A 16,159-nucleotide genomic window follows, 5' to 3' on the forward strand; every position below is an offset into this window, starting at 1 on the left:
AAAGCGCCGGACCTTTCGGCCCGGCGCTTCGAAAATTGCCTGCTCGCTCTCGTGGCGGTCACTCCGGCGGGGTGACGCCGTGGCGGGTGAGGAAGGCGAAGATCGTCTCCCAGACGTGCTTGCTGATCATCGGCCCCTTCACCGCGTGGGTATAACCGGGATAGAGCATCATCTCGAACGGGACGGCCTGGGCCTGGAGCTTCGAGATCAGCACGGTGCTGTTCTCGAACACCACGTTGTCGTCCGACATGCCGTGGATCAGCAGCAGGGGATCGCTGATCTTCGCGGCGTTGTCGATGGCGTCCGAGGCGGTATAGGTTTCCGGCTGCTTGCGCGGGTCGCCCATGTAGCGTTCGGTGTAATGGGTGTCGTAAAGCTCCCACTTGGTCACCGGCGCGCCCGAGATGCCTGCCGCGTAAAGGCCGTGGTCGGCCTGGAGCATCTTCAGCGTCATGTAGCCGCCATAGGACCAGCCATAAGTCGCGATCTTCTTCGGATCGACGAAGTCCAGCGTCTTGAGGTACTCGGCCCCGGCGCGCTGGTCCGCCACTTCGACGGTGCCCAGCTTGTGGCGGATCTGGCTTTCGAACTTCACGCCGCGGTTCGGGCTGCCGCGGTTGTCGAGGCGGAAGTAGATATAGCCCTTGTCGACGATGGCCTGCGGCAGGGCGCCCAGCCACTGGCGCGCCACTTGCTGGCTATGCGGGCCGCCGTAGTGCTCGAAGAACACCGGGTAGCGCTTGCCGGGCTCCATCTTGGGCGTGATCATCAGCCAGTGCAGGTCGCTGCCGTCCTCGGCCTTGATCGTGCCGTACGTGGGGGTGCGGTGGCTCGCCAGATAGGGCGCATAAGGATGCGCGCCGTCGAGGCGGTTCTCTTCCACCCAGGCGAGGCGCTTGCCCTCGGCATCGGCGACATAGCTTTGCGAAGGCTGCGTGGGCGAGGAGCGGGTGACGACCAGCGTGCGCCCGTCCTTGTTCGCCACGGCGGCATTGAACCAGCCTTCCTCGGTCAGGCGCTGGGGCGTGCCCGGCCTGGCCAGGTCGATGGCGTAAAGCTGCGGGGACAGCACATCGTCCTTCGTGCCGGTGAACAGCACGCGCCCGCGCGCCTCGTCCACCGAGACGAGCTTGGTCACCGTCCACCGGCCCGAGGTCAGCTGCTGCCACTTGCCATCCGCGAAGTGATAGAGATGGCCGAAACCGTCGCGTTCGGACCACCAGATCAGGCTGCCGTCCTTGAGGAAGCGGTAGTTGCCGGACAAGTTGATCCAGGCCTCCGGAGAGGCCTTTTCGGTGAAGAGCACGCTGCTCCTGCCGGTGGCGGGATCGACGGCCAGCATGTCGATCTTCGTCTGCGCGCGGTCCTGTCGCTGGACGTAGAGCGTCTTGCCATCGCGCGCCCAGTTCACCCGCGCCACGTAGATGTCGCTGTCGGCACCCAGGTCGACCTGGACCTTGCCGCTGCCGTCGGGCTTCATCACGAAGAGCGAGACCAGCACGTTCGGGGTGCCTGCGGCCGGATAGCGCTGCTCGTAAGTGCGCGTGCCCTCCGCGCCGATCGCGGCACGGGTGACGACCTTGACCGGGGCCTCGTCATAGCGCTCCACGGCGATGCGGCTTTCGTCGGGCGACCACCAATAGCCCGCCATGCGGTCCATCTCTTCCTGCGCCACGAACTCCGCCTCGCCCCAGTGCACGGTCTTGGCGCTTTCTTCGGGGGTGATCGGCTTCTGCGCGCCCTGTTCGAGCGAGCCTACCCAGAGCCGCTGCTCGCGCACGAAGGAAAGATACTTGCCGCCGGGGCTGAGCGCGGAGTTCAGCTCGTCCTCCGGGGAATCGGTCAGGCGGCGCACCGAACCGTCCAGCCCGGCCAGATAGAGATCGCCGTCGAGCGGGACGATGATCGAGCGGCCGTCGTCGCTCCAGTCATAAGCGACGATGCCCTTGAGATCGCCCACGCGCTTGCGTTCGCGCTGCATCTTTTCGGCTTCGGACAGCGGGCGGCTGGAGCCGAGCTTGAGCGAATCCACCAGCATGCGCCATTCGCCGCTCTCGCGGTCGTAGCCCCAGAGGTCGTAGCGCTGGCGGTCCTCGGTGCGATTGCGCAGCAGGGTGAGATAGCGCCCGTCCGGCGAGATCTTCACTTCACGCGGCTGCGGCCCATCGAGCGAGGGGCTGGCGAAGACGCGCTGGAAATCGAGCGCGCCTGCAGCGATGTTCGGACGAGGGGCCGGACTGGCAGGGGTGTCGGCGGCCCGGGGGGCGGTCTTCTCGGTCACGGGGGCGGCCTCTGCGGAGATGAAGCTGGCGGGAACTGTGGCGCACAGGGCGGCAAGCAGCAGGGAGATTCTGGACATCGGACCCATGCCTAGAGCATTTTCCAGTCGGGTGGAATCACCTGATGGCTCGGAAAATGCGACCGCTCCCGCGCGCTTCCCGGCCGGTTGGAATCGCTTGCGGCGTCAAGGCGCGTTTGGCCGAATCGGCGCGGAAAAAGCCGCGTTCCCCGCGGGTTTCAGCCGTTTCCCTCGGGAAACATGGCGGTGTGTCCGGCGAAGAGGCGCTCAGGCGCCAGGCGGATCTGCGCTTTCCTCCAGTTCGGCGATCTCGAAGACGAAGCCCTTCCAGCCCCGCATCCGCACCGCATCCTGCGTGGCGGCGCGCCTTTTCTTCGCTTCCGCCAGCGAGCGGGTATGCCCCCAGAACACCTCGGTCTTGCCGTTTTCCAGCGTGGCGACAATGCGCCAGTAATGCGTGAAGGGATCGGCGGTCGGCCCGATCGTCTTCACATAGCCGTCCGGCATCCGCGCGGTGAGGTATCGCTTTTTCCTGCCCATGGGCCGGCGATAGGACGTCGCAGTGGCAATGTCAGCCGGGGCGCGGTAGGGGCAGGCCGATTTCAGGCAATTCCTTTCAGGCAGATCAGGCAGAGACATGGCCCGCAAGCATCCCAAACACGGCCCCTGGGAAGATCCCACCGAAGAGGAAGAGGCCCCTCCGCCGGTGCCGTGCTGGCTCTGCGGGCGGCCCACGGGCAAGACCATCGTCTGGCATCACCCCGTTCCCAAGAGCAGGGGCGGGCGCGATGTCGTGCCGATGCACCCGATCTGCCAGCAGACGCTGATCGCCAATTTCAGCAATTCCGAACTCCAGCGCCACGGCATGGATGTGGAGGGCCTGCTGCTCAATCCCAACGTGCGCAAGTTCGTGGACTGGGTGGCGAAGAAGGACCCGGACTTCACCGCCGCCATCACCAAAAAGCAGCGCTGACGGCCCGCGCCCTCGAAAGCCCTGCGCCGATCCTTTCCCGCTTCCCCCGCCCCGCGGCGCTGCCCCGCGGGCAGGGAGGGCGGAAGAGCAGCGGCCTTGACCGTACTTTCAGGACCCCTCCATGCATCTGACCCTCGAAGCCATCTCGTTCCTGGTCGCCATCGCGTTCGTGGCGGGCACGGTCGATGCCCTGGCCGGGGGCGGGGGACTGCTGACGATCCCGGCGCTGCTGATGGCGGGCGTGCCGCCGATCGCCGCGCTGGCCACTAACAAGCTGCAGAGCACGATCGGCACGGCCTCTGCCGTGGTCGCCTTCCTGCGCGCAGGCCGAGTGGATCTGCGCGCTTTCGCCGTGCCGGCGGCCGGGGCCTTCGCCGGATCGGTGCTGGGCGCCACGGCCGTCCAGCATGTCGATCCCGGCTTCCTCACCGCTTTCGTGCCGCTGCTGCTGATCGCGATGGGTCTCTATTTCCTGCTCGCACCGCCGATGAGCGAAGTGGACCGCCATGCCCGCCTCGGCGGCGCGGGGCTGACCGCCGTCTGCACGGGCATCGGCTTCTACGACGGTTTCTTCGGTCCGGGCACCGGCTCCTTCCTGACCACGGCGCTGGTGGCGCTGGGCGGGCTGGGTCTGGTGCGGGCCATTGCCAATACCAAGTTCATCAATCTGGCGACCAATGTGGCCGGGCTGCTGGCGATGGTGGCCGGTGGCAAAGTGCTGTGGGTTCTGGGTCTCTCCATGGCGGCGGCGAACATTGCCGGCAACCAGACCGGCGCCTGGCTGGCGATCCGCTTCGGCGGGCGCGGGGTGCGGCCGTTGCTGGTGGTCATGTCCTTCGCGCTGACCGTCAAGCTGCTGGCCGACCCGGCCAATCCCTTGTGGACGCTGTTCTAGGGAAGGCGCAGCATATCGCCCCCCGCCACCCGCCCCCCGCCCCCCGCCGCGAACCGCACGGCAGGGTCGATCCGTCCGGCAAACCGGCGCCGTGCCCTTGGCAAGGCGTCCAGCGATGTGAATAGGGGCGAGGTGAATAAATTTGCGCCTCGGGACCGATAGTCAGGCAACCGACAGGATGGACGCGCTTTGCCGATCAGCATGAAGGACGATGATTCGCGGTTCTCGCGCGCCGGAGCGCCCCTGTTCCTCGCCGCCTCGGCGCTTGCTGCCGTGGCGGCGGCGCCGGCTCTGGCCGATCCCGCTCCCTTCGAGCTGAACGGCCCGGACTTGCGGATCGAGGTGACGCGCGGCCAGCAGACCCTGCCGATCGCGCAAGTGCCCAGCCTGGCCGAGGGGGACAAGCTCTCGATCCGCGCCGACCTGCCGGGCGACCAGGGCCAGAAGTTCCTGCTGACGTCCGCCTTCCTGCGCGGGGCCACCAATCCCCCGCCGAAGGACTGGGTCACCACCGCCAGCACCTGGAAGTCCAAGGACAAGGACAAGGCGCTCTCGCTCACCGTGCCCAAGGGCGCGCGGCAGGCGGTGCTGCTGATGGTGGCGGATACCGGCGGGGCGGAAGGCGTGCTGCTGGATGCGGTACGCGGCAAGCCGGGCGAATTCGTGCGCGCCAGCCAGGATCTGAACCAGGCCTCGCTCGACCATTCGCGCCTGGCCACCTTCATGGCCGCCATCCAGGCGCAGGACAATACCGGGCCGGAATACTTGCGCACCGTGGCCCCCGTGCTGGCGCGCAGCCTGTCCATCAAGCTCAATGACGAGTGCTTGTCCAAAGTCGTGGAGATGCAGGCTTCCTGCCTGCTGGAGAACCGCGAGGCGCTGGTGCTGAACGACGTGCACTCCAGTTCGCTGGCCGATACGCTGACGGGCACCCCCACCGATCTGGCCCTGCAGCTCAGCGCCACGCCCGAGGCGGGCGGCGGCTATTACAGCGCCTATATCGGTGTGGCGCGGGACATCGCGCGCATTTTCGGCGCCTTCAACAACCCCCAGTTCAACTACTTGCCCACGCTTTCGCTGCGCAAGGACGCCACGATGTCGCTGCTGCTCAATGCGGCGCCCTCGTTCCAGAAGCCGAAGTCGGTCATGGTCACGGCGCTGCCCGCGGTGGAGGCGGACATTCCCCCGCAGCTGCGCAGCATCGCCAAGGGGCCGGTCTGCATCGCCCGGCCCGGCGCCGTCCTGCCAGTGGAGGGCGCGCCCCTGGTCTATTCCACGGCCTTCGCGCACGACATGAAGGTCAAGCTCACTAACGGTTCCGGCCAGACGATGGACGTGGCGGTGGTGCCGCGGGCGGACCGGGGCGGCTACATGATCGGGCCGGACGAACTGCCCAGCGCCTTCACCGGATCGCTGCGCGCCCAGCTTCACGGCATGTGGGGCTTCGCGCCGTTCGGCGGGCCGGACTTCCTGCTGCAGCGGCCCGACGGCGCCGCCTGGAAAGTGGCGGGCGACGCTGACGGACTGGTGGTCGGCCGCGACAATGCCGTCACGCTGGAAGGCGCGGCGCCCTCCTGCGTGGAGGAAGTGCTGCTGAGGCAGGGCAGCGGCGCGCCCAGGTCGCTGGAATGGAAAGTGCAGGACGGCCAGCGCCTGACGTTCACCGTGCCGCTGGCCGCGGTCAACCCCGGCGAGATGCGCGTGGAAGTGCGCTATCAGGGCGCCAAGGGCCCGGAAACCGTCACGTTGCGCGCCCGCGCCGAAGCGAGCCGGGTCGACGGGTTCGAGTTTCACGCCGGAGACCGGCAGGGCGTGCTGACCGGCCAGCGGCTGGACCAGGTCCAGTCGCTGACGCTGAACGATGTCGAATACCGCCCGGACGGCCTTACCCGCGAGGATGCTGTCGATCGCCTGCGCCTTTCGGTGAAAGCCGATCCGGCCCAGGTCAATTCGGCCCAGGTCAATTCGGCGCCCGGCACTCCGGGCCAGAACACACCGGGCCAGAACGGTGCGGCGAAGTCCACGCCCGCACTTGAGCAAGGCGCTTCGGCAAAGGCCGTGGTGCGCCTGGCGGACGGGCGCAGCCTGACCCTGCCGGTGCGCGTGAGTGCCCCCCGCCCGCAAGTGGAGCTGCTGGGCCGCACGATCTATCCCGGCCCGGTCGCGCCGGGCGCCAGGGCGCTGGAACTGGGCGCGGGCGAACTTCTGCCCGACAACGGCGAACTGGTCTTCTCGGTAAAGGCCGCGCCGGGCGCCGGTTTCGGCACGCGCGACACGATCGAGATCGCCACGGCGGACGGCCCCGCGGTCGCTCGTCTTTCGGCCGGCAAGGGGCTGACGCTGGAGAGCCGCCAGGTGCTTGTCGCCCGGCTCAAGGCGGCCGACCTGCCGGCCGGCGCCTTCGGCCCGCTGCGCTTCCGTCTGGCCGGGGGTGAGACCGCGGGGGACTGGACGCCGCTGACCACGCTGGCCCGGCTGCCGCGGATCGAGAACCTCGCCTGCGACAAGGACGGCGCGAAACAGGAGGGCGGGGCAGGGACCGGGGCAGGGACCGGAGCAGCGGCGGGAACGCCCTGTACCCTCACCGGGCGGGACCTGTTCCTGATCGGCTCCGTCTCGGCGGAGCCCACTTTCGCCCAGCCCGCGGCAGTGCCCACCGGCTTCACCGGCTCCAGCCTGCCCGTGCCGCGTCCCGTGGCCGGAAAGCTCTACCTGCGCCTGCGCGATGCGCCCGATACCGCGGTGGCCCTGCCGCAATCCTGAGCTTTCGCCCCAGACGGCGCTTTCGGACTTTTCGATCCTTGGCTTCTCAATTCGTTAGGCATTGCTATGTAGGCTGCCGCTGTCCGGGTGCGCGATGCCCGGACGCGCGAATGGGGCAGCGAAGCAGCGACATGGACCTGGCCGGATGATCGAACGCGGCGGCGCGAAAGCATGGGCCGGCGGCAAGCCGGCCGTTCCGGCGCTGACGGTGGCCGTCGGCAGCCTCTCGGTGCGCGCCGCGGGCCCTGCCGGTCTGCTGGGTCTCGATCTGGCCGGAACGGTGGAGGAAGACGATGTCCTGCCCTCCTGGGGCCACGAGGGCGCCGAAGTCGCGCTTTGCGTGAATCCCGCAGGCACGGCCTTTCTGGAAGGCGTGCTGGGCCAGGGCCGCATCTATGCGGACCGCATCGAAGTGGACATCGTGCTGCCGGCCGGCGAGGCGGAAGCGCTGGCGTCCCGGCTCGCCCAGCCCGCCCCATCCCACGCCCGCCCATCCCACGACCGCCCATCCCGCCACCACCTGCGCCTGACCGCGCAGCCGATCACCGAGACCCTGCTGCGCATCACCGGCTTCGAGATCTGCTGATTCCGCACGCTCCGGGCGCAAAAGAGGTAGCAAGCCACTCGCAATAGCCGCGCCCCGGCCAGGCCGAGCGGTTATCCTGATCCCGGTGCGGATAGGCGAGGAACCGGGGCATGGGCGGGACGACTCTGTGAAGACGGCGGTCGACCGCCTGCTGAAACCCCTGGGCCTTCAGGCGCGGCCGGACGATCCCGGACCCTATTGGCCCCGGCGCCGCACCGACCGGATCCACCACCCCTTCCTGTTCCTGCTGACGCCGCCGGGCGCGGGCACGACCGCGATCGCGCGCCATGTGGCCGATCGTGCCGATGTCGGCGGGCTTCACTCCAGCTTCGAAGGGCAGCGCCTGGTGCGCGGGCTGATGGACGCGGACCAGTGGCTCGACCGCAAGTTCGTGGACTACGAAGCGGTGCTCGGGGCCTGGAACGCACGCATCGCCGAAGCCGAGCGGAGCCGCGGCCGGGCGTTCTTCCTGGAGAAGAGCCCGCCCAACCTCGTCCGCTACGAAACGCTGTTCGGTCATTTCAGCGACTACCGCGTCGCCGTGTGCAACCGCGCGCCGCTGACCAATATCGACGCCCAGCTCAAGCGCTATGCCCTGCCCGCCTATCGCGGCGTCCCGCGCGACCGCGTGGTGCGCGACCTGGCACGGACGTGGATCTGGAGAAGCGGCCTGCTGCGCACCGCGATCGAGCGGCACGGCTATCCGCTGGTCACTTACGAACGCTTCCGCCGCGATCCCGATGCGATCCTGTCGGCTTTCGGGCTGGAAGTCGGCCCGCCCGCATCAGCGGCGGCCGAAGATCATCGCAGCGCTTCGTCGCAGGTCCTCATGCTGTCGACCGGGGAGCGGCGGATCGTGGCCGAAACGGTGGCCGAAGCGCCGGACCTGCTGGCATTCTTCGGCTACGAGGCCGAACGCCCAGCTGATTAGAGGGTCCGCCGATTAGACGGGCCGCTGACCAAAGGGTCAATGCGGCCCCGTCGCCCCCGATCCGGTCGGCCTGATCCGGCAGGGACGACGGGCATTCCGGGCCTGCTCAGCTGGTGCCGCGCGCGTAATAGTATTGATAATAGGCCATTTCCTCGCCCAGCACGGCCGAGGAGCGCGTGTCCACCTGGGTGAGCAGCAGGCCGTAGATATTGGCGCCGGCGCGGTCGAGTTCGCGCAGGGCGGTCTTCAGCACGTTGCGCTGGGTGGAGCGCCAGCGCAGGATCATCAGGGTGACGTCCGCCATGGCCGCCAGCGCGCGGGCCTCGGCGACCGGGATGACCGGCGCGATGTCCAGCACGACAAGGTCGTATTCCTGGCGGAACCGGTCGAACAGGGTGGCGGTGGCGTCCGAGTGGATGATGTCCAGCGGCGTTTCGGCCGTGGAATTCAGCGGGAGGACATGCGCGCCCGAGGGTTCGTCCAGCACCAGCACGTCTTCCACTCGCGCCTCTCCGGTCAGCACTTCGGCCAGGCCGGGGCGGCCGCGCAGGCCCAGCGCGATGGTGGTGCCCATGCGGCGCACGTCGCAGTCGATCAGCAGGGTGCGGCGACCGGCCATGGCGGCGGAGCGGGCCAGGGCGATGGCGGTGCTGGTCTTGCCCTCTCCGGGGATCGACGAGGTGACCCCCACCGAGCGGGCGACCTGCCCCTTGTGCCCGATCTTCAGTGCCGTCCAGATCGCGCGCACCGATTCCGCGAAGGGCGAATCCCGGTGGCTCACCAGGAAGTCCGGCACGCCCAGGGCGTCGTCCTTGCGGAAGTCGGGTTCGTCCATGGTGGCGATGTCGGGCAGGCTGCTGACTACTTCGTAGCCGGTCAGCTCTTCGGCTTCGGCGCGGGTGCGGATGCCGCGTTCGCGCCATTCCAGGGCCAGCGCCAGCAGGACCGCGGCGATCACGCCGGCAATCCCGCCGCCCAGCATGTAGACCAGCAGGTCCGGCGAGGAGGGCTTGGTGGGCACCTGGGCGCGGGCGATGACTTGCGCCTTGCTCTTTTCGGTGCCGCGCGTGGCCAGTTCCACGCGGTAGCGGTCAAGGAAGGTCTGGTAGAGCTGGCGCGAACTTTCGGCTACGCGCTCCAGTTCGTTGAGCCGCACGGAGGCGTTGTTGCCCGCGAGCAGGCGGCCCTTGGCGCCGCCGATGGCGGATTGCAGGGCGCCCACGCGCTGGCTGTCCACGCCCACGTCGGAGCTGACGCCCGAGGCGGCGCGGGCCACTTCGCGGCGCAGCGCCTGGCGGGCAGTGGCGAGCTGGGCTTCGGTCCTGACGCGATCGGGGTGGTTCGGCCCGAGCGTGGAGGACTGCTCGGCCAGCTTGACCTCCAGCGTCGAGACTTCGGTGCGCAAGTCGCGGATCACCGGGCTGTTGTTGACGGCGGTGCCGTTCTCGCCCGCATTGGCCCTGGCGCGGCCCTGGGAAGCGGCGAGTTCGGCCTTGGCCGATGCCAGTTCGGTGTTGAGCGTGGAAAGCTCCTGCTGCGCGATCGTGCTGTCGTTGCTGACGGCCACGAGATCGGCGCTGGCGCGGTAGGAGGCGACGGCGGCCTCGGCCTTGATCACGTCTCCGCGCAGCTGGTCGAGCCGGCTGCGCAGCATGTTGATGTCCTGGCTGCGCGCGCTCTGCTCGCCTTGCACCTGGCCGCTGACGTAAGCGTCGGCCACGGTGTTGGCGACCATCGCGGAGACCTTGGGATCGCGCGAGCGGTAGCCGAGGTTGATCGCGTAGGACAGGCCCTGGCGGCCGACCGTGAGGTTGGAGCGCAGGATATTGGCGGCGGCGGCCTCGGTCAGGGGGCCGGGGGCGTTGGGCGCCGAGGCGGCCAGGAACGCGGGATTGGTGTTGAGCCGCGCGTTGTGCACGGCGGCCGCCGCCACTTCGGGCGAGAGCAGAACCTGCACTTCGGTGTCCACCGCCGGGGAATCGACGATGGTATCCTTGTTGGTCTGCGCCGTGCGGACCAGTTGCTGGTCGCCCCGGTCCAGCGCCAGCACGACGCTGGCGTCGTATTTCTTGACCGCGAAGAGATAGGCCGTGGCCGTGGCCGCCAGCACCGCGAGAATGGCGATGAGCATGGCCCACTTGTGCCGCCAGGCCAGCGTCGCCAGCCAGGACAGGTCGATGAGCTTGCCCCCGTCGGGGCCAGACCCGGAGGCGGAAGCAGCGCTGCCTGGGGCGGGGTCGGTCAACCCCACCCTGCGCGCTACGGAGGGATCCAGCTTGTTGGGAGCCACGTGCAAGTCGCCTACCTCTCGAGAATCGAGGAAATTCGCGGACTTATTCTGCGAGCCTTTGCCATTGGAAATCCATGAGAAACAGGTAGTAATTCGAAATCTCAGGCACCACTACCTCGTGCGAGTGGAGCCGGCGCCCGGGCCGGGCTCCGGGCCTTTCGCGCTTGTGCAAGTGGCTGGGGGGCTGTCCGCATGGATGCCGGCGCCGCGCCGGACCGCCTGGCCTGGGGCGCCAGGGCGGCTATGCGCGCAAGGAGCGCCAGCGGACCTTGGGCCGCCAGCCTTCGAAAACAGCCCGCCGACCGGCGCTCCGGCCGGTTCGACGGGCCTGTTCGGTCGGTCAGATCGCCATCCGCTGGTCGATCGTCACCTTGGAGCCGGAAAAGCTGCCGGATGCGCTCAGAACCTGGCCCGGCTTGGCGATCAGGCGGCGGATGTGCAGGTTGACCACGCCGTCCTCGGCGCGGAACAGGGGCACGTTGGGGTCTCCCGAGGCGATCAGCACGTCGATGGTGATCGTGCGGGTCACGCCCTTGCTGCCCTTGCCGATGATGCCGACGAAGCGGTTGGTGCCCAGTTCGATCAGGCCGTGGCTCTGGTTGGTCCAGGCCTTGATGCCCTGGCGGCAGCCGGAGAGGTAGACGTTGTCCGCCCGCACATTGCCCTTGATGTCCAGGCAGGCATCGCTGGCGTTGATAACGCGGCCATTGGTGATCGTGCCGGAATAGCCACCCTCGGTCGAGATGCCGTCCACGTTCTGGTAATAGCTTCCTGAATTCATGAATAGATTCTGGAAGTCGAAGTTGTTGATTTCAAAGGTTCCGACGTCGTCCGCGTCCTTGCCCTTGAGGGCGATGGCGGCCCAGGCGTCGTCGCTGTTGATGGCCGGATGGGCCTTGTCGCCGATCCAGACGAGGTCGTGGAAGCTCGCCTTGCCGATGCCGTTGCTGACGTTGACGAGGCCGAGGCCGAGGGTGGCGTCGGCGCGCGCCTCGGTGTCGGAAACGCGCTGGACCTGCAGGTCCTGCACATTGCTGCCGCGCATGAGCGGGCCGTAGCGCTGGGACTTGATGTCCCGCATCACGAAGCCGCTGGCGTCCTTGCCGTTGACCAGGATGTTGCCGTCTACGACGCAGAGCTTCGAGATTCCGGGCGTGGTGGCGGTCATGCGCAAGGTCGAGGCGGCCTTGCAGGCGGCGCTGCTGACTTGCGGGGCGGCGATGGACGGCATGGTGAAAGTGGTGGCGGCGGTAGTGGCGGTTGCCTGGGCCATGGCCAGCGGCGAGGCGGTCAGGCTGCTGAGTGCGGCGGGCGCACCCCCGTTGGATGGGCCCATCGCCAGCATCGGCAGGACGAGGCCAAGTGTTCGAAACATGTGCTTCCCCAAGGACTTAGGCGCTTGATCGCGTTTTATTGACAGGACCATGACGAATAGTCTCATCCGTATGGCTTAGTTCTTTTGGGCTACTTGCCCAGGCGAACTTGAAGCACAACTGGCGGGGTGGGCGAAATGTCCTCAAACGGGGCGGAGCGCTGCGGGATTTGCGACGGACCGTTTCGCAGGGCCCTGAAGGTTGGCGTGAACCGTGAAACCGCAGAGCAGGCCGTAGAACAGCAGGCCCTCGATCATCCAGAACGGCATCGTCGCCATATTGAGCAGGAAGAACCCGAGATGCGCCATCACCAGCGTGAACCGCGCGGGCGTGCGCGCCGTGGCGGCCAGGAACACCATCCAGCTCCAGAGCAGCAGCATGGCCGCCACCCCCAGCACGCCCAGCTCGTAAAGCGTGGAGACCAGGGTGTTATGGGCATAGTAGCGATAGCGGCCTTCCCAGGCATTGGCGCCGAAGCCCAGCATGTGCTGGCGCGGCGTGCCGGCATCCCAGGCGGTGATGTACTGGCTCCAGAGCAGCAGGCGGCCCGAGAGGACCTGCGTATCGGCGCGGCTGAAGTCGGCCGGGGCCTTCATGATGATGGCAGGGTTGTCCCACACGGTCTTGACCGCATCGAAGCGGTCCCCGGCGACGATCGGCACGATCGGCACGGCCGAGAGCACCAGCAGCCAGCCCAGGATGCCGGCGATCGGCCTCTGGCTGGGGCGGACCCCGCCCACGATCGCGGCGATGAACAGGCCCAGCATCAGCGGCCCGGCGGTGATGATGGCGGTGCGGTAGTTGGCGGCCAGGATCCCGCCCAGGCAGACGACGGCGATCCCCAGCTTGTAGAGCGCGCGCAGCCGCGGGTTGAGGATCGCGGTGAGCAGCCCCGTCAGGAGGATGATCGAGAAGCTGGCCTCGTGGTTGTAGCCCCCGATGTAGGACGTGGAGCCGTCGCTTTCGGTGGCCTTGGCGATGCCCAGCACGATGCTGAAGCCTTGGAGCATCAGGGGAAGCAGGAACGTGAACAGCAGCCGCAGCAGCACTTTACCGGCGCCGTCGATCACGAAGGCGTCGTAGGCGGTGAGGGCGATGATCGCGAGATAGGCGTATTTCACCAGGCTCTCGACCGAGCCGGAGATCTCGCCGTTAAGCACGGCGCTCATGGCGATGACCATGAGCAGCGGCGCGATCGGTGCAAGGATCAGCGGCACGGCGCGGCTGCGCAGGAGCAGCAGCGCGCCCACGCCCACCAGCACCACCGAGGCCAGCGCGTTCCAGCTCAGTCCCGCCGGGCTGGAGGAAAAGGCGAAGCGCGGCATCGCGGACATCGCCAGGCGCATCGCGAAAGCGACGATCAGGAACCGCGCCGAAGCGCGCACCTGCAGGCAGAGCACCACCACGAGCACGCAGTAGAGCATCATCGTGGGCAGGAGCAGGAAGATCGGGATGGGCGGGCTGCCCGATGTCAGTGCCAGCATGGCGTGCTCCGGTCGCGGTCTAGGGGCGCTTCGGCCGTGGCGCCGGTCCGCGCCGGGATCGGCGGGAGGGCCTCAGCTTGCAGGGGTAAGGGCATGGCTGAGCCACTTGCGGGTCTTGAGCTTGCGGTAGGCGGCGGCCGTGCGCCGGGCCACTTCGTCCCAGTCGAGCAATGTTTCGGGCAATGTTTCGGGCAATGTCTCTGGCTGGGGATCGCCCGTGCTTTCCCCGTCCTGCGGGCCGGTTTGCGGCCGGTCTTCCCCGCCGAGACGCGCGGCGAGGGCGTTGACGTCCCCGACCGGGAAGTAGCGGTCGGCGGGCAGGCCGAGGTCGAGGTTGGGCTGGATGTCGCTGAGCAGGACCGGGCAGCCACAGGCCAGCGCCTCCAGCGCGGCGATGGGCAGGCCTTCATGGAAGGAGGGCAGCACGAAAAGCGCGGTATTGCGCAGCAGCACGCCCAGCCGGGGGCGCGGCACCATGCCCAGGAAGCGGATGCGCGGCTCCGCCATGGCGAGCAGGTCCTGCGCATAGCGATCGTCCTTGCGGCCCGCCCCGGCGATCACCAGGATGCGCCCATCCCTGCCAGAACCGTCCCTGCCGAGACCGTCTCCGCTGCGGCGGAAGGCCTCCACCAGGTAGTGGATGCCCTTTTCCGGCACCAGCCGCGCCACGCAGAGGACATAGTCCTGCGCGCGCAGGTCCAGTTCGGCCAGCACGTCCTCGTCGCTCTGGGGAGAGGGGGGCATCGTGCTGACGCCGTTGGGAATGAACTCCACGCGCTCAGCCCGCGCCGGGTAGCGCTCGCGCATGCGGGCGGCGAGCGAGGGCGAGACGCAGACCACGCGGTCGGCCGACTGCACGCCCAGCCACTCGCCCAGCTTGAGCATGAGCTTGGCGCCGCGGCCCCATTTCTCGCGATCGTAGTCGGCGCCGTGGTGAGTCAGCAGCACGCGCAGGCCGAGCAGGCGGGCGAACGGGGCTAGCAGCGCCGGGCCGACCGCGTGGATATGCACGGCATCGGCGCCGTGAAGGCGCGCGTGGACGATGCCCACGAACGTCGAGACAAGCGCCTCGCTGATGCGGCCGGTGGGGGAATAGAGCGGCTTCAGCGCGACGTGGCGGAAACTGGTGATCGCCGGATCGACATAGGGCGCGCGGCAGCAGACCTCGATCTCGATCTCGGGCTCCATGGCGGCGATGCGGGGCAGGAGTTCCTCGCAGTGGGTTTCCACCCCGCCCATGACGCCGGGGATGCCGCGCAGGCCGGTAACGCAGACTTTCATGGCCGCACCGCCTGTGCCTGCCTTGCGGCAGGCGCCGGGGCGGCCTCCATCAGCGCCGTCCGGAACCGCTCGACCGCGCTTTCCACCGAGAAGGCGGCGGCGCGCCGGGCGGCGGCGGCCGACAGTTCCGCGTGGCGCGGCCCCATCATCTCGGCCATGCAGCGCGCCATGGCGGCATGATCGTCGGGCGCCACGAGAGCGCCGCCATGGCCCATGACCGAACGCGCGCCGTCCAGCTCGACCTCCAGGATTTCCGCCGGTCCCGAAGGGCAATCGGTGGCGACGACCGGCAGGCCGACCGCCATGGCCTCCATCATGGCATTGGGAAAACCTTCGGCATAGGATGTGAGCAGGTAGCATCCCGCCCGCGCCAGCACCGCGTAGGGATTGGCGAGGAAGCCCGGGAAATGCACGCGATCGGCCAGGCCCAGCCCGGCCGCCAGCCGGATCAGGTCTTCCCGCAAGGGACCTTCGCCCAGCACGATCAGGTTGCCGGCTCCCGCTTCGGCCCCCGCCCCGATTTCCGCCAACGCGCGGATGGCCATGGCGGTGTTCTTGTTGTCCACCAGCCGGCCCATCGTCACGAAGTCCCGCGCGGTCACCGGGATGGCCGGTTCCTGGGCGGCCAGCGCGTGGATATGCGCGGTGTCCACCGGGTTGTAGATCACCGAGATGCGCTGCGGCTCCACGTCGAAGTCGCTCTCCAGGGTGCGGGCGACGCCTTCGGAGACGGCGATGATCCGCCGGGCGGTGGGGTAGGTGTTGCGGATCAGGAGGCGGCTGAGGAAGGCGAGACGGCCGCTCCGGAGGTGGGCGGTGGTGTTTACCCGCTCGCTGATGATCGCCGCGCCGCCGGTGCGGCGCATGGCGACGATCGCGGCGACATTGGCGCGTGAGAGGAACGAGAGCGTCACGTCCGGCCGCAGCCGTCGTACCAGCTTGCGGGTCTGGGTGATGCTGCGCAGCAGCCCGCCGCGCGCGTCTAGGCGCTCCACCGCGACGCCGGCGGGCAGGCGGTAGGCCTCTTCCGCCTCGTTATCGAGCAGGGCGACGGTGATGGCGATTTCGTCCGGGCGGCGGCTGAGCTGGTCCACCAGGGTGGTGAACACGCGCTCTGCCCCGCCGCCGGCGAGCGAATTGATGACGAAGAGCGCGCGAAGCGGCGATTCAGAACGCATGCGACCTCTCGTGGCTTTGAGCAGGTGCAGCGTAGCCAGCGCATGGCGCGGGAGCGATTCAACAAAAGGGCCAGCGCGTGGCCCATCGGGGGTATGGCGCGGCACC

12 protein-coding genes are annotated in these 16,159 nt (G+C 68.4%); 5 read left to right on the top strand and 7 right to left on the bottom strand.

The annotated features are described in order from the left end of the window. Positions 1 to 58 precede the first annotated feature (58 nt). Positions 59 to 2,359, bottom strand: coding sequence for a DPP IV N-terminal domain-containing protein (locus EDF57_RS04910; RefSeq protein WP_134093319.1), 2,301 nt, complete (start codon positions 2,357 to 2,359; stop codon positions 59 to 61). Between the two features lie 207 nt (positions 2,360 to 2,566). Continuing rightward, the gene (locus tag EDF57_RS04915; RefSeq protein WP_134093320.1) at positions 2,567 to 2,839 is read right to left on the bottom strand and encodes a hypothetical protein; all 273 of its coding nucleotides are present in this window, start codon (positions 2,837 to 2,839) and stop codon (positions 2,567 to 2,569) included. 97 nt (positions 2,840 to 2,936) lie between these two features. On the opposite strand from EDF57_RS04915, the gene EDF57_RS04920 reads away from it, so the two are divergent. The 5 genes from EDF57_RS04920 to EDF57_RS04940 all read left to right on the top strand — a co-directional run bounded on the left by EDF57_RS04920 (position 2,937) and on the right by EDF57_RS04940 (position 8,447). After that, positions 2,937 to 3,272 (top strand): hypothetical protein, encoded by a 336-nt coding sequence (locus EDF57_RS04920; protein ID WP_132267749.1) that lies wholly within the window; start codon positions 2,937 to 2,939, stop codon positions 3,270 to 3,272. Between the two features lie 121 nt (positions 3,273 to 3,393). Continuing rightward, entirely contained in the window at positions 3,394 to 4,167 is a 774-nt protein-coding gene (locus EDF57_RS04925) for a TSUP family transporter (RefSeq protein ID WP_134093321.1), read from the top strand. A gap of 201 nt (positions 4,168 to 4,368) precedes the next feature. Further along, the gene (locus EDF57_RS04930) at positions 4,369 to 6,930 is read left to right on the top strand and encodes a hypothetical protein (RefSeq protein ID WP_134093322.1); all 2,562 of its coding nucleotides are present in this window, start codon (positions 4,369 to 4,371) and stop codon (positions 6,928 to 6,930) included. A gap of 145 nt (positions 6,931 to 7,075) precedes the next feature. Continuing rightward, a complete protein-coding gene (locus EDF57_RS04935; protein WP_134093323.1) occupies positions 7,076 to 7,516 on the top strand; it encodes a hypothetical protein in 441 nt (146 codons plus the stop codon). A gap of 127 nt (positions 7,517 to 7,643) precedes the next feature. Continuing rightward, on the top strand, positions 7,644 to 8,447 hold the full coding sequence (locus tag EDF57_RS04940; RefSeq protein ID WP_134093324.1) for a hypothetical protein: 804 nt from the start codon (positions 7,644 to 7,646) through the stop codon (positions 8,445 to 8,447). A 106-nt stretch (positions 8,448 to 8,553) separates the two neighbouring features. Here EDF57_RS04940 and EDF57_RS04945 read toward each other — a convergent pair whose 3' ends face one another. The 5 genes from EDF57_RS04945 to EDF57_RS04965 all read right to left on the bottom strand — a co-directional run bounded on the left by EDF57_RS04945 (position 8,554) and on the right by EDF57_RS04965 (position 16,053). After that, complete coding sequence (locus EDF57_RS04945) at positions 8,554 to 10,737, bottom strand: AAA family ATPase (protein WP_132267741.1); 2,184 nt, start codon at positions 10,735 to 10,737, stop codon at positions 8,554 to 8,556. A gap of 340 nt (positions 10,738 to 11,077) precedes the next feature. Further along, the gene (locus EDF57_RS04950; protein ID WP_132267739.1) at positions 11,078 to 12,112 is read right to left on the bottom strand and encodes a hypothetical protein; all 1,035 of its coding nucleotides are present in this window, start codon (positions 12,110 to 12,112) and stop codon (positions 11,078 to 11,080) included. 141 nt (positions 12,113 to 12,253) lie between these two features. Continuing rightward, a complete protein-coding gene (locus tag EDF57_RS04955) occupies positions 12,254 to 13,594 on the bottom strand; it encodes an O-antigen ligase family protein (protein WP_134093325.1) in 1,341 nt (446 codons plus the stop codon). Positions 13,595 to 13,666: 72 nt separating this feature from the next. Continuing rightward, the gene (locus EDF57_RS04960; RefSeq protein ID WP_134093326.1) at positions 13,667 to 14,875 is read right to left on the bottom strand and encodes a glycosyltransferase family 4 protein; all 1,209 of its coding nucleotides are present in this window, start codon (positions 14,873 to 14,875) and stop codon (positions 13,667 to 13,669) included. Next, on the bottom strand, positions 14,872 to 16,053 hold the full coding sequence (locus EDF57_RS04965) for a glycosyltransferase (RefSeq protein WP_134093327.1): 1,182 nt from the start codon (positions 16,051 to 16,053) through the stop codon (positions 14,872 to 14,874). Before EDF57_RS04965 ends, EDF57_RS04960 begins: the two co-directional genes overlap by 4 nt. Positions 16,054 to 16,159 lie beyond the last annotated feature (106 nt).

The organism is Novosphingobium sp. PhB55, from assembly GCF_004368805.1.
Lineage (GTDB): Bacteria > Pseudomonadota > Alphaproteobacteria > Sphingomonadales > Sphingomonadaceae > Novosphingobium.

What these genes read in the sequence shown, in the direction of transcription:
- EDF57_RS04910 (WP_134093319.1), bottom strand. Translation starts at nt 2,359, where the DNA reads ATGTCCAGAATCTCCCTGCTGCTTGCCGCCCTGTGCGCCACAGTTCCC.
- EDF57_RS04965 (WP_134093327.1), bottom strand. Translation starts at nt 16,053, where the DNA reads ATGCGTTCTGAATCGCCGCTTCGCGCGCTCTTCGTCATCAATTCGCTC.
- EDF57_RS04960 (WP_134093326.1), bottom strand. Translation starts at nt 14,875, where the DNA reads ATGAAAGTCTGCGTTACCGGCCTGCGCGGCATCCCCGGCGTCATGGGC.
- EDF57_RS04925 (WP_134093321.1), top strand. Translation starts at nt 3,394, where the DNA reads ATGCATCTGACCCTCGAAGCCATCTCGTTCCTGGTCGCCATCGCGTTC.
- EDF57_RS04915 (WP_134093320.1), bottom strand. Translation starts at nt 2,839, where the DNA reads ATGGGCAGGAAAAAGCGATACCTCACCGCGCGGATGCCGGACGGCTAT.
- EDF57_RS04935 (WP_134093323.1), top strand. Translation starts at nt 7,076, where the DNA reads ATGATCGAACGCGGCGGCGCGAAAGCATGGGCCGGCGGCAAGCCGGCC.
- EDF57_RS04930 (WP_134093322.1), top strand. Translation starts at nt 4,369, where the DNA reads ATGAAGGACGATGATTCGCGGTTCTCGCGCGCCGGAGCGCCCCTGTTC.
- EDF57_RS04950 (WP_132267739.1), bottom strand. Translation starts at nt 12,112, where the DNA reads ATGTTTCGAACACTTGGCCTCGTCCTGCCGATGCTGGCGATGGGCCCA.
- EDF57_RS04955 (WP_134093325.1), bottom strand. Translation starts at nt 13,594, where the DNA reads ATGCTGGCACTGACATCGGGCAGCCCGCCCATCCCGATCTTCCTGCTC.
- EDF57_RS04920 (WP_132267749.1), top strand. Translation starts at nt 2,937, where the DNA reads ATGGCCCGCAAGCATCCCAAACACGGCCCCTGGGAAGATCCCACCGAA.